This window comes from Bacillus sp. WP8, from assembly GCF_000800825.1.
GTDB classification, from domain to species: Bacteria; Bacillota; Bacilli; order Bacillales; family Bacillaceae; genus Bacillus; species Bacillus safensis.
This window is the reverse complement of the sequence record NZ_CP010075.1, coordinates 438,410-452,284: the sequence shown is the minus strand read 5'-3', so window position 1 is coordinate 452,284 and position 13,875 is coordinate 438,410. Positions and strand designations below refer to the sequence as shown.

Genomic DNA, 13,875 nt, shown 5'->3' with positions numbered 1-13,875 from the left:
ATTTCTCGTTTGATTTTGTATGATAGAGACAAATCAACTATCCGTTCCGACCTATGATCGGAGCTACAAGGAGTCCTAAAACAATGCCTCGTCAACAACTATTAAAACAGTTTCGCAATTTTCATGATGCTTCTACTAGTATTTTAAACATGATGAGTCAATTCATTGGTGTGAATACACTGTTTATCGCTAAAAATGATCAAAACACCAATCAAATTGTAAAAGTGTTAAATCATGACGAGCAGCTTCTTGAAGAAGGGGAAGAACTTCCTTATGAAAAGACATTTTGCAAGCTGGCGGTCGACCATCAGGCTACACTTGTGATCCCTGACATTTCGAAAGATGACCGTTTTAAATACTTAGAGGTCACGAAAAATCTTCAAGGCGGCTCGTTCATTGGGGTTCCCATTGATTTCACAGATGGGACGAACTACGGAACGATTTGCGGACTTGATGTGAGACCAAATCATTTCACAGAAGAGCATGTGTATATGTTTGAAACGATGGCTTCTTTATTAAGCTACGTTCTCGAGCTAGACCGTGCCAACAGGCAGATTCAGCAATTGTCTGTACCGATCGTACCAGTTGTTGACGGTGTCGCCGTGCTTCCTCTGCTTGGTGATATTGAAGAGACACGTGCTCAGCATATTTTGGAAACCATTTTACAGGAAAGCTACAGGCTGTCGCTCTCTCATTTGGTTATTGATGTATCGGGAACAAAAAGCCTGAATGAACAGAGCATTCAATATTTGGTCAGCTACGCACAAACGCTGAGACTTTTAGGAATTTCGGCAGTTTTAACAGGCATTAAACAAGACCTTGCTTTAAGTGCGATTCAATCCAATATATCGTTTAAAGACATCACTATCCGAAAAGATTTACCGCAGGCACTTGCTCATATTGGGTTAACGTTTACCAAAAATGAATAAGTGGTGATTCACCAAAAAGGGCTAAAATGAACTTCATTTTAGCCCTTTTCTTCTGGAAACGGCAGTCGAATGGTAAATGTCGTTCCATTGTTTTTTTCACTTTTCATATCAATATGCCCTTCATGTAAGTCCACAAGCTGCTTCACGATGGACAAGCCCAATCCGTATTCTCCATACGGTGTATTCGTTCTTGAGATATCCGCTTTATAAAAACGTTCCCATATGTGTTTGACTTCATCTGGCGCAATGCCAATGCCCGTGTCTTCCACTTCAATGATCGTCTCTTGATTTCCTTGTTTTCCTCTTAAGTAAATACGACCGCCTTCTGTGAATTGAATCGCGTTCTTTGTGATATTGACAAGCATTTGAATGAGCCTGTCATAATCCGCATAAACCTTTAGCTTGGGATCAACATCCACGATCAGCTGATTGTTTTTCTCTTCGGCGATTCGGCTCAGCTGTTCTTTCATCACTTCAAATGTGTCAATGAGTGGATAGTGAAATTTCTGAAGGATAATTTGATTCGATCTAATTTTCTCATAATCCATATTTTCATTGACGAGGCGTAGCATACGTTTTGTCTCGTCAGTAATTAAGGAATAGCATTTCTCTTTCTCTTCTGCTGACACATCAGCTGTGTTCAGCCATTCCACCAGTCCTCGAATGGTGGTCAGCGGTGTTTTCAATTCGTGAGACACATCTGCGATAAATTGGCGTCTGCGCTTTTCGAGCCGGTCAATTTCCTCTCTTGATTGCTGAAGACGCTTGGCCATCATATTAAAATCCTCACCAAGTGTGCCAATTTCATCAAGGTGTTTGTTTTCAAGCTTGATGTTGTAATCACCTTGCGCAATTTTTTCAGTCGCCTCTCTCAACTTTTTGATGCGGTTCACATGAAATTTAGACAAGAACAGGCTGAGAATAAAGGTGATCGTCAGTGCCACAAATACGATGATATACAGGTAACGATTCATTTGGGAGATAAGCTGTTCAGCACCTTGAATCGGGGCAATAAGGACGACTCCGCCCTTTAGCTTACCATCCTCCATGACAGGGAGTGCCACAAGTGATGCCTCTTGATCAAGGCGGCGTGAATCACTTCGCTTGTCAATGATTTGCTCTCCTTTTGAGAGTTTGGCCCATAAATCCTTTGTCAATAATACTTCATGCGGCGGCATCTCTTGCTGCTGAGAGAGAATATCTCCTTTTTCATCAAACACGAAAAAACGAATTTGCCTCGTCGAAAGAATATCTTCAAATGGACGCAGACGAAAGGTCATCTCGCTTTTAGGGAGTCGTTTATAATCTTGCAAGATTTCATTCCCATAGGAGCTCATTTCATTCACTCTGTTTTGATAGGCAATATCTTTCACAAAATGAGATAAAAGGGTGCTGATAATGACAATGGCGATGAGCAATAACCCAAGATGACTGATCAGCAGCTGATAAAAATATTTAATCTTCATCGAACTTATACCCTACGCCCCATACTGTATACAAAAAGGGTTTAGGCCCGTCCCCAATTTTTTGGCGCAGCCGTTTAATATGAACATCTACCGTTCGTTCATCTCCATAAAATTGATATCCCCAAATTTGCTCAAGCAATTGTTCTCGTGAAAATACTTGCCGAGGATGCTGAATAAAAAAGCACAACAGATCGTATTCCTTCGGTGTGAGGTTCTCTATTCGCTCTCCATCCAGGAAAACTTCCCTCGTTTTCTTATCCAACTGAAAATGTACTGTCTCCAGCCGTTCACCCTCATTCACCTTTTCTTGAGTCGTTGTATGAGCAAAGCGTCGTTTCACCGCTCTAATTCTTGCCATCAAGGTGAGTGGGCTAAAGGGCTTGGTCACATAATCATCTGCCCCAAGATCAAAACCAAGTACCTGATCAGATTCGGTTTCCTTTGCTGTCAGCATGATAATCGGAACATCACTGATCTGGCGCACCTTTTGACAAATGGTCAGACCATCCATCGAAGGAAGCATGACATCTAAGATGAGCAGATCCCAATCCTCCTCTTGCTGAAAACGATTCAGTCCTTCTAATCCATCATGAACGAATTCCGCTTGAAATCCCTCTCGTTGAAAAAACATATCCGTCATTGTACAAACACTCTGATTATCTTCAATCATTAATATTTTCATCATCAGCCTCCGCTGCTGCCATTGTTTTTCTTTATGTAGCTTTATTTTACATCTTCCCTCTCAAATCTCAATTGGATTCCACTGTTTTCATGAACTTATCATCGTTTGGTCATCTTTTATTCATACTTTTTGAAAGAACTAATACTGCGGTGAATCACCTGAGTTTTTTTATGATGGAATTGCAGAAGATGGTCAAGATGTTAGTTGAAGTTATGATTCAACATTACTTTACAACATATCAAGATGAGGACAGTGTCATTTATGGTTCTTTAACTCATGAGGAAGTCTCATATATTTAGATAAAGAGCTTCCTGACAGTTATATGATAGATCTATTTAAAAAAGCTCATCTCTATTGATGAGCTTTTTTATCATGCCAGCAACTTCAAATACGCAGCGTCGTTTCCCTCTTCAACCGCCTGTAAAATCTGCTGTGCTTGTGATGCGCTTGTGACGCTGCTTAACTTTTGTATGATATCTTCTTTCGATAACGCACAGCCTGGTGCTCCCTGAGGTACATCAACTCGTTTGCTGATGGTGGTGCCGTCAGATAAGGTGAGCTTCACAATCGTAAAGCGTCCTTTTGGAACAGCATCGGGATGGGGCTCTATCGTTTGATCATATCCTCTGCTCACCCGCTTCATCCATGTCCGCATGTCTGATGGAATGCTTTTTTTCGTAAAGGCATCCAGCGTAAGCGTCTGTCCAAACACTGCAAGTGCGATGACATATTCAACACTGAATCGTCCTTCTTCCCCAGTCAAAGGTGTTCGCTCAATAAGCGCTGCATCCCCGCCTGGCGGGAATATGACCTCGACCTGTCTTACCTGCTCCGGCAAGAATGCCCGCTCTTTCATTAAGGATTGGATCGCATCTGCCGCATGGTGGGCTGCTGAGCAGAATGGATATACTTTGAACCACAGCCCAGGTGAAACGATACGCCATGTAGAACCATAGCCTTCTAGCAAACGGCTTTCCGCACGCTCCTGATCTCCATAGAGCGAAAAGAAACCAAGTGCACCATCAAGAACCGAGTCATTCCCGCCAAAACCTGAACAAGCTAAATCCATAGACCAAACGGCTGTTTTAGCAGCTAAGCCGGCTTGTAATGGTTTCATATCAGAACCAAATTGCTTTCGCATTCCAGCTGATTGCGCCCCAGCAAAGCCGATTGCTTTCGTCAGTTCTTCTCGTGTGACCTGCTTCAAATAGCCAATCGCACACACTGCCGCAATGGCACCGAGTGTTCCCGTATTATGCCAGCCCCGCTCATAATGCGCCTTGCCGATGGATTCGCCAAGTCTTGCCATCACTTCAACGCCTGTGATGTAGGCTGCTAAAAACCGCTCGCCATACCCTTTGCCGTCTGTCAGCTGTGATAGCAGCGCCGGAATGATGACCGCACTTGGGTGTCCTCTCACATCTGAGTGCACATCATCATAATCAAGGGCATGGATGAGGTAGCCGTTCAGCATTGCTGCGGATTGGCGGCTCACCTTCCTCCCTTGTCCCATGACAGGAATCTGAGCGGCTCCGCCTTCCTGTTCAACAAGCGCCATCAGCTTCTGAATCCCTTCATCCTCTTTCGCAGCAAGCGCTGATGCCGCAGCATCTAACAGGCCATTTCTAGCCATCTGAATGGCCCGTTCATCTTGCAGCGGATCAGCAGAAAGCACTGCATCTGCCAGTTGTTTTGTTAATTCCATGATCGAGACTCCAATGCCCGAACGGCAAGCTCAGCAAAGAAGGCAGCAGCAACCGGAAGTGCGTCTTCATTTAAAGTAAACGCAGGGTGATGCCACTCCTTCGTACCACTGGTCCCCATCCATACAAAAAAGCCTGGAATGTGTTCTTGATAAAGGGCAAAATCTTCTCCGCCCGGTGACTGCTCTGCCTGCACAACATCTAAGTTAAGAGAGCCCGCCGTTTCTTCTACCACCTTTGTCAGACACTCATCATTCATGACAGAAGGCAAATAAGGATGCCATCTCACTTCAGCCTCTGCTCCAAACCCTTCTGCAATTCCGCTGACGATTTGTTTCATGAGCTGTGGAATCATTGCTCTTACTTCAGGCTCAAACGTCCGCACCGTTCCTTCCATCTCGACACGGTCGGGTATGACATTCCATGATGTACCGCCTTGAATGCGTGTGATGCTGACAACCGCATGATGCAAGGAGCTGATGCGGCGGCTGACGATTTGCTGAAGGGCACTTGTGATCTGCCCGCTGATGGCAATGGGGTCCACCGTGTGATTTGGAATCCCGGCATGACCTCCCGTTCCTTTAATATCGATTTCAAACCGATCCACACTCGCCATCAATGCTTTTTCTCTAATGCCAATCGTGCCAACTGGCAGGTCAGGTTTGTTGTGCATACCGAAAATCGCATCGACTCCATCTAAAACGCCTGCCTCTATGACGTGTTTCGCTCCTTGAGCAACTTCCTCAGCCGGCTGGAACAAAATACGGACCGTTCCTTTGATCTCGTGTTTCCGCTCCTTTAATAAAAGAGCCGCCCCAAAAATAGAAGCTGTATGGAAATCATGACCGCATGCATGCATTTTGCCCGGTACCTTTGAAGAAAATGGTTCGGCAGATGCTTCTTCAATCGGAAGAGCGTCAATATCGGCTCTCAGAGCAATCGTCGGTCCTTCTTGTTCTCCTTTGATTTCACAGACAACGCCTGTTTGCAGGGCTGGGATATCAAGTACAGTGATCCTTTCCTCTTCTAACCAGCGGCGCAGTTTCTTTGTCGTTTCATATTCTTCAAACGCCAGCTCTGGATGCTCATGAAGTGTTCGGCGAATGTTGATTAAACGTTTGTTTAAAGCTTCATTTCCTATTGATTTCACTATCAATCACCCCTCTAAAGAATAAAAAGCAGCTTATGCTTCTTCAGCCGCTGCTTCTTTTTGGATAAATCGTTTCGTCCGTTCATTCTTCGTTTCATCAAATAACTCAGTTGGCGTGCCCTGCTCAATAATATGACCATCTGCCATGAAAATCACATGGTCTGCCACTTCTCTTGCAAACGCCATTTCATGTGTAACGATGATCATCGTTGTTTCTTGAATCGCAATGGATTTAATGACTTGAAGCACACCTGAGACAAGCTCTGGATCAAGCGCTGACGTTGGTTCATCCAGCAAAATCGCATGTGGATCAACCGCTAACGCGCGGGCAATCCCAATCCGCTGCTGCTGTCCGCCAGATAATGTGACTGGATAGCTGTCAGCCTTTTGCTCTAGCCCTACCTGCTTCAGCAGTTTCATACCGATTTCATTCGCCTGCTGCTTTGTCATTTTTTTCGTCACAAGCAATGATTCTGTAATGTTTTGCAGTGCTGTCTTGTTTTTAAATAAATTATAGTTTTGAAACACCATGGCCGTTTGTTGACGCAGGTGATGGGCTTCTTTACGTGAATATTTAGACGCATCGAGCTTCGCATCGCCAATTTCAATCGTGCCTTCATCTGGTGTTTCTAATAAATTTAAGCAGCGCAGCAAAGTGGATTTACCGGAGCCAGAAGGTCCGATAATGGCCACAACCTGCCCTTTTTGCACGTCGAGATTGATTCCGTCTAAGACGACAAGGTCGCCGAATGATTTCTTCAAATTGGTGAGCTTGATCATGTCCACACCTCCTTAATTCCGGTAAGGTTTGCTGATTTTTCGTTCAAATAGGTCTTGCAGGAAGCTATAAATGATGGTCATCACCCAATACACAATCCCTACGGCTAAATAGGTTTCAAAGTATTTATAGTTCGCCGATGCAATCATCTTCCCTTGTGCAAACATTTCTGCCACACCAATCGTAAAGGCAAGAGATGTTTCTTTTAAAAGACCAATAAAGGTATTCCCCGTCGCTGGAATCGCATTTCTGATGGCCTGCGGGAAAATAATTCTGACGTAAGACTGCCATCTTGTCATACCGACAGATAAGCATGCCTCAAGCTGCCCTTCATCCACTGAGTTCAGAGCCGCTCTGAAAATTTCTGCTAAGTATGCTGAGTTTTTAATACTTAATCCGATAATGACCGCTGTTAAAGCATCCATTGAGGTCATCGCAGGGAATAGCTGCGGGAGACCAAAATAAATGAGAAAGAGCTGAACCAAGGTTGGAACCGCTCTGAAGAAAGAAATATACAGCTTGGCAAATTGGTATAAAACAGGTATCCGGTTTTTTGTAATAAGAGCGAATACCACACCAATGATAATGGCAAATACCATGGAGACAATCGCCATGAAGATCGTTATCGGCAAGTATTGAAGCAGTGTCGGAAAAACCGTCACCATATACTGCCAATCAATTTTGTTCATGTCTGCTCTTCACCGCCGCTGTTGTTATTTTTTAATTGGCACTGTGACATCGTCTTTGAAATATTTCTCAGACAATTTCTTAAGTGTCCCGTCTTCTCTTAATTCTTTGATGGCTTTGTTAAATTCTTCTCTTAGTTTGTCATGCTTTTTATCTTTCGCAAATGGGTAGCCTACTTCTTCATACACAATTGGGTTGCCTACGATTTTCAGCGGCAGACCTGTTTTTTCAATTTGAGCAAGTAATACACTGCGGCCGTTGACATAAGCATCTACGCGGCCATTTGCCACTTCATTTAATACGCCGTCTTGCGTTTCATATGTTTTAATCTTAATTTTCTTATCTGGGTCTTTGCTCTCTAAGTTTTTAGCGTGGTTAGAGCCAAGAACCGCCGCCACTGTTTTTCCTTTTAAATCATCAAGACCTTTGATGTCGTTGTTATCTTTTTTCACGATGATTTGTGTTCCTGCGTATGCGTACGTATCTGTAAAGTTAAATGTTTGTTTACGCTCGTCTGTAATGGCAACTTGGTTTGACACCGTATCGAGCTTACCAGATGTCAGCTGTCCCATTAGTCCGCTGAATTCGCTCAGCTGCCAGTCTAGTTTGTAACCAAGCTTTTTCGCAATGGCTTCTGTTACTTCAACATCGAATCCGACGAGCTTGCCATTGTCTTTATAAGCAAAAGGATAGCTTTGTCCAGTAGCACCTACTTTTAATACTTTTTCGTCTTTGCCTTCACTCTGATTATTGCCGCCGCAAGCTGCTAAAACTGCCAGCATTGCTGCAAAAAGAACGACTAGCCACTTTTTGTTTTTCATGTTCGAAAACCCTTCTTTCGTCTTATGGTTGTGTGATATCTGATCTTAATTGTTTTTTAAGATAAACCGTGATATGACCTTTGCCTAAATCCTTTTCTCCTGCTCTGACATAGCCTTTGCGCTCATACATTTCTACGAGCCACGGGTGCTTATCAGCTGTACCGAGTGACACGTACGGTACCTTTAGTGTATCCCTTAGTACTTCGGTTTCAACCCATTCCAGCAAGGCAGAGCCTGTCCCTTTTTTGGCGGCTGGTTCTGAGGCAAACCACCAGATGTGAGGGACGCCGAACGGTCCTGGCTGCTCTCCCCAAGGCATGCGGAGTGATAAGGTGGATAGAAGCTCTCCGTTTTCTTCCATCACATAGCAAAGATTCTTTTGTACATTATTCTGAACGAGAGCGAAATCGGCATGTGCTGCTTGGAACTGAATGCCGAGCTCACGAATTGGCTCATAGGCTCTTGTTGTTAGTTCAAGCAGCGCCTCTATATCTGCCTCTGTTGCCAGACGAAACGTGTATCCCAACGTTAGTCACCTCACCTTATGTCGTGTAGCGATTTTTTGGCTCTGTTAGTCCGAGATTTTCTCGTAAGGTTTGTCCTGTGTAATCGGTTTTGAATAAGCCTCGTTCCTGAAGGATTGGGACGACGCGGTCTACAAACACATCCAGTCCTTCTGGCAAGAGCGGCGGCATGACATTAAAGCCGTCTGCTGCTTCTTCATTCAGCCATGTTTCCATCACGTCTGCCAGCTGCTCCGGCGTTCCAATGAAAATATTATGACCGCGTGAGCCGGCAACCGATTGATAGAGCTGGCGAATGGTCAGGTTATCCTTTCTCGCCATATTCATCACGAGATCAAAACGGCTTTTCACCGCATTTGACGCGCTCGGATCAATCTCTGGAAGCGGTCCGTCTAACGGATACTGAGACAGATCAATCCCGCCTAAGTAATTTTGCAGAATGCTCAGTCCAATCTCAGGAACAATCAGCTCCTGTAATTCTTCATATTTTGCTCGGGCTTCTTCCTCTGTATCAGCAATGATCGGGAAGATACCCGGCATGATGCTGACGTCCTCTCTAGCACGGCCAGCAGCCTCTACTTTCCCCTTCAAGCTTTGATAAAATTCCTTCGCTTTTTCGAGATCGTTTTGTGCAGTGAAAATGAGCTCTGCTGTTTTTGCTGCAAGCTTTTGACCATCTTCGGAAGATCCTGCTTGAATGATCACAGGCTGCCCTTGCGGCGTGCGTGATACGTTGAGAGGCCCCCTGACTGAGAAGAACTCACCTTTATGCTGGAGCTCATGAAGCTTACTAGATTCGAAGAATTCTCCTGTTTCCTTGTTTCTGATAAGGGCGTCTTCCTCCCAAGAATCCCAGAGACCTTTGACGACTTCGACGAACTCTTCTGCCCGCTCATAACGTTTATGATGTGCTAAATGCTCTTCTCCGCTAAAATTTTTCGCTGTTTCTTCAATAGAAGATGTGACCACATTCCATGCCGCTCTTCCGCCTGATAAATGATCAAGGGAGGCAAACTGTCTTGCAATATGGAAAGGCTCACTGTATGTAGTGGAAGCTGTTGCTGCTAAACCAATCGTTGAAGTAGACTCAGCAATCGATGAAAGCAGCGTGAGCGGTTCAAATCTCGTTAATACGTTCGGATGAGAGGTTTGATTAATGGATAAACTGTCAGCTAAAAAGAGCAAATCCAGCTTTCCTTCCTCTGCCTTTTTCGCTAATTGTTTAAAATAATCTAGGTTCATGGCTGCGTCTGGTACTGCATTCGGATGTCTCCAAGAGGCAACGTGATGTCCAGTTCCTGCGATGAATACGCCTAGCTTGAGCTTCCTTTTCGGCTGTGACACTTGTTCTTCATCCTTTCTATATCCTACATGTATCAAACTGAAGTCCTTAGAAGATACATTTTTCTGATTGAATTAATCGGTTTTATTAATAAAAAAAGGGCAAATGTTGCGAAAAATGAAAAATAATTATTACTATATGCCCTTTTTACAGGATTGTCAACCGCCTTCTGAACCTCCAAAATAAGGGATTTTAAACGCTCATGATGGCGTATCAATCTCAATATTTCCGATGAGCCGGTCTGTGGTGTGTGTCAACAATTGACTGCGCTCCAGCATGTTGTGAGCGATGACAGAATGAGTGGAATTTGCGGTGCGGACAGCAATCGCTTTTTGAGGAGATAGATTGATGATGTTATTGCGCAGCACACGAGCTGAGGAAGCCTGGTCAATAAAGATCGCTGTCGGCTGTCCGATCGATCGATTTAAATAGAAGCGGTTATCTCCAATTTGTGGTGAACCATTTTTAATATACATCACCACATATAAGGATGTTTCTTCAAAGGAATTGTCTTTAATTTCTAATGCCCCTGTCGTGCTACTGTATACAGCGTAGTTTTGATAGTTTTTAAAGCGATTCTGCCAGATGAAAGCCTTTGCATTTTCGGTGACACTGATCGTATAGGAAGAATCTAGCTCCGGGTGTCCTTCTTGAATAAAGTGGTTGCCGTTGATCCCTGTTTCCCCTTCCTGCACCCAGATTCCTCTGCTGAATTCTTTGAATTGATTGTGCTGAATAAGGATATTCGTTCCTCTCACCACGGCCGCATCGATAACAGAATAGACCGTATTGTTTGAAAAGACGACACTATCCGATTGATAGATACGCAGGGAGGCGCTCCTTTTTCCGGTATTCGTTCCTGATTCAATATGGTTTCCTTCTATTAGAATACGATTCGCCATATAAACGGACACAGCCGCATCTTCAAAAAGACTAATCTTATTACCTGTAATGTGAACACTGTCTCCCCTCACATCAATCCCTTTTTCAAACCCCTCAATCATATTGCCAATAATAATCACATTGTTTTCGGTTTGGCCAAGTGAGACGCCTAAGCTCGTAATCCCTGCTTTTGTAACCCCTCCTCCCACTGCACGAATCATATTGTTGGCAATGATCGTTTCGGTGGAGAAGCCATAGGAGATACTGCTATCTGTATGATTGCCTTCAATGATCACACCATAACCGTTAAAGTTATAGATGGAGCTTGCAGCACCTCCTCTGACGATGTTGTTTCGAATCTGAATATTCAGCGGTTCTTCCATATTAACGGCATTTTCTCCATAGCCTTCAATATCAATGCCCATTCTCGGCTCGACCCCATTTACTCCTGCTCTTTCCAAGAGACAGTCCTCCACAATGACCCCATCACAGCCTGTAATCGAAATGTTGTTGCGCCTCGAATCTGTGATGGTGCAGCCGGAAATATCAATAGATGCAGCAGGCGAGTACGGTTCACCCTCTGTCAATAAACCATGGGGACTGACAATAATGCCGTCTCCCGTACAATTTTTGATTTGGACATGATTCACCTCGACATGGGAGGCACCTTCAATGCACACCCCAAAGCCCCATTCATGGGTTTTTCGTTCAGAGGGGAGCGGCTTGTATACATGCTCATGACGATCCCCTTCAATACGTCCGCCTCGGATGGTCACATTCTGAACCTTTCCTATATAAAAGGCTGCATACCCCCATGAATCATTTGGTTTTACCTTTATCACAGCGTCTGGCGCCATCTCAATGCATATATGACTTGGCACCCGTATACCTGCACCTCGGAAAGGAAAAAATGAATCACCTCTGTACACCGCATCGATTAAATATGTGCCGCTCGGCAGCCAGACATGGGAATACCCTTGTGCTTTTGTCCATTCTAAACATTCATTGAGCTTGGCTGTGCAATCCGTTTTCCCGTCAGCAATCACGCCAAAATCTAGTACATTGACAACAGGTTTTTTTAGATCAGCTTCATTCAATTCCCCCAACCTAAATCACTCCTTTTCACACATGTTCTCTCGTCATCCTATGCATGTGGTAAAGGTTTGCTTGTACATTGCTTCAAATTTTAAATAAATTCTTCCGGAATAACTTTCCGATAATTTTTACTTCAATGAATTTTTCAATTTTTTGAGTCTTTAAGCCTATTGAACTAACATTTTCCTGTTTTAGAATAGTTTTATATTGACACAAGAACTATACAAGAATATCATTTTTCTCATATCTCTTTTTTTAAGAAAGGATCTATGCCATGTCTACAATCGACCACGATAAAATTGTTAAAAGTGTTCCTCAAAAAGGGTTTTTTGGACATCCTAAAGGACTTTACACACTGTTTTTCACTGAATTTTGGGAGCGTTTCTCCTATTATGGCATGCGTGCACTGCTTATTTATTATATGTACACAGAGGTGACAAAAGGCGGTCTAGGCTTTGACCAGACGACAGCCAATTCGATCATGTCTGTCTACGGTGCGCTTGTCTATATGTCAGGAGTTATTGGCGGATGGCTCGCCGACCGGGTATTTGGTTCGTCCAGTACGGTGTTTTATGGCGGAGTTTTCATTATGCTTGGCCACGTGATTTTGGCTTTGCCAAGCGGAGCAACAGCGCTCTTTATTAGTATGGGACTGATTATTATTGGGACAGGTCTTCTTAAGCCAAACGTTTCAAACATTGTTGGCGACCTGTATACAAAAACAGATCCACGCAGGGACTCTGGATTTAGTATTTTCTACATGGGGATCAACATGGGTGGCTTTATCTCCCCATTAATTGTCGGAACACTCGGTCAAAAAGTGAATTTCCACCTCGGGTTCTCACTCGCTGCCGTTGGGATGCTTGTTGGACTCATTACATTTGTGGTCACAAAAAAACCGAACCTTGGTCTTGCCGGCACTTATGTGACAAATCCATTATCAGCTGCCGAACGTAAGAACTTCAAAATTTACGGATCATTGGTTGTGATTTTGCTCGCAGTTTTTGCTGTCATTGGCATTCAAACAGGCGCACTCACAATTAATCTATTCACTTGGTTTGTCAGTGCCCTTGGTGTACTCATTCCGATTGTTTATTTCATTGTCATGTATTTCAGTAAAAAGACGAGTGCAGTGGAGCAATCCAGAGTTCTCGCTTATATTCCATTGTTCCTTGCTGCCGTGATGTTCTGGGCGATTCAAGAACAAGGCTCAAACATTTTAGCGACATATGCAGATCAACGAACAAACTTGAATTTTCTTGGGATGACACTAGCGTCTTCATGGTTCCAATCATTGAACCCTATCTTTATTGTGCTGCTGTCTCCAGTGTTTGCTTGGTTATGGGTCAGACTTGGGAAGAAACAGCCGTCTACCCCGATTAAATTCTCACTCGGCCTTCTGTTTGCAGGGTTATCCTTCATCATCATGATCATTCCTGCATACATGTCTGGTCCGAACACACTTGTGAGCCCATTATGGCTCGTTCTGAGCTTCTTCCTCGTTGTGATCGGAGAGCTCTGCTTATCACCAGTTGGACTGTCAGCGACAACAAAGCTGGCACCTGCTGCCTTCTCAGCGCAAACGATGAGCCTTTGGTTCCTTTCAAATGCGATGGCACAGGCGATCAATGCGCAAGTAGTCAAACTGTTTGATAAAGTGCCAGAAACCGTCTATTTCGGTATCATCGGATTGCTGGCCATCGTTTTATGCGTTGTAATGCTATTACTGACACCAGTGATTAAGAAAGCGATGAAAGGCGTTCATTAATAAAAAACTGGACATGAGTACATCATGTCCAGTTTTTCACTTTATTGT

Annotated in this window: 12 protein-coding genes; 2 read left to right on the top strand and 10 right to left on the bottom strand. The window is 43.9% G+C overall.

Annotated elements, in window-relative coordinates; translation table 11 throughout:
• The first annotated feature begins 83 nt into the window (after positions 1 to 83).
• Complete coding sequence (locus tag QR42_RS02140) at positions 84 to 929, top strand: GAF domain-containing protein (protein ID WP_039176521.1); 846 nt, start codon at positions 84 to 86, stop codon at positions 927 to 929.
• Positions 930 to 967: 38 nt separating this feature from the next.
• Here the strand turns inward: QR42_RS02140 and QR42_RS02135 are convergent, their stop codons facing one another.
• From QR42_RS02135 to QR42_RS02085, 10 genes are all read right to left on the bottom strand, one after another.
• Positions 968 to 2,395, bottom strand: coding sequence for a sensor histidine kinase (locus QR42_RS02135; RefSeq protein WP_039176518.1), 1,428 nt, complete (start codon positions 2,393 to 2,395; stop codon positions 968 to 970).
• Positions 2,385 to 3,077: a response regulator transcription factor gene (locus QR42_RS02130; RefSeq protein WP_039176516.1), complete on the bottom strand. Its 693-nt coding sequence runs from the start codon at positions 3,075 to 3,077 to the stop codon at positions 2,385 to 2,387. The genes QR42_RS02135 and QR42_RS02130 overlap by 11 nt, the downstream gene beginning before the upstream one ends.
• Before the next feature lie 370 nt (positions 3,078 to 3,447).
• Complete coding sequence (locus QR42_RS02120; RefSeq protein WP_039176511.1) at positions 3,448 to 4,782, bottom strand: MmgE/PrpD family protein; 1,335 nt, start codon at positions 4,780 to 4,782, stop codon at positions 3,448 to 3,450.
• Positions 4,773 to 5,930 carry an amidohydrolase gene (locus QR42_RS02115; RefSeq protein WP_039176508.1) on the bottom strand — a complete coding sequence of 386 codons (1,158 nt, stop codon included), beginning with the start codon at positions 5,928 to 5,930 and terminating at the stop codon, positions 4,773 to 4,775. The genes QR42_RS02120 and QR42_RS02115 overlap by 10 nt, the downstream gene beginning before the upstream one ends.
• 33 nt (positions 5,931 to 5,963) lie before the next feature.
• Complete coding sequence (locus QR42_RS02110) at positions 5,964 to 6,710, bottom strand: amino acid ABC transporter ATP-binding protein (protein WP_039176505.1); 747 nt, start codon at positions 6,708 to 6,710, stop codon at positions 5,964 to 5,966.
• 12 nt (positions 6,711 to 6,722) lie between these two features.
• Positions 6,723 to 7,397 carry an amino acid ABC transporter permease gene (locus QR42_RS02105; RefSeq protein ID WP_024427305.1) on the bottom strand — a complete coding sequence of 225 codons (675 nt, stop codon included), beginning with the start codon at positions 7,395 to 7,397 and terminating at the stop codon, positions 6,723 to 6,725.
• A gap of 24 nt (positions 7,398 to 7,421) precedes the next feature.
• Positions 7,422 to 8,216, bottom strand: coding sequence for an amino acid ABC transporter substrate-binding protein (locus QR42_RS02100; protein WP_024427304.1), 795 nt, complete (start codon positions 8,214 to 8,216; stop codon positions 7,422 to 7,424).
• A gap of 22 nt (positions 8,217 to 8,238) precedes the next feature.
• Positions 8,239 to 8,742, bottom strand: coding sequence for a GNAT family N-acetyltransferase (locus QR42_RS02095; protein WP_039176502.1), 504 nt, complete (start codon positions 8,740 to 8,742; stop codon positions 8,239 to 8,241).
• A gap of 16 nt (positions 8,743 to 8,758) precedes the next feature.
• Positions 8,759 to 10,084, bottom strand: coding sequence for an LLM class flavin-dependent oxidoreductase (locus tag QR42_RS02090; RefSeq protein WP_039176500.1), 1,326 nt, complete (start codon positions 10,082 to 10,084; stop codon positions 8,759 to 8,761).
• A 198-nt stretch (positions 10,085 to 10,282) separates the two neighbouring features.
• The gene (locus tag QR42_RS02085) at positions 10,283 to 12,070 is read right to left on the bottom strand and encodes a right-handed parallel beta-helix repeat-containing protein (RefSeq protein ID WP_039176499.1); all 1,788 of its coding nucleotides are present in this window, start codon (positions 12,068 to 12,070) and stop codon (positions 10,283 to 10,285) included.
• A 263-nt stretch (positions 12,071 to 12,333) separates the two neighbouring features.
• Between QR42_RS02085 and QR42_RS02080 the strand changes: the two genes are divergently transcribed.
• Positions 12,334 to 13,827 (top strand): peptide MFS transporter, encoded by a 1,494-nt coding sequence (locus QR42_RS02080; RefSeq protein WP_024425520.1) that lies wholly within the window; start codon positions 12,334 to 12,336, stop codon positions 13,825 to 13,827.
• Positions 13,828 to 13,875 lie beyond the last annotated feature (48 nt).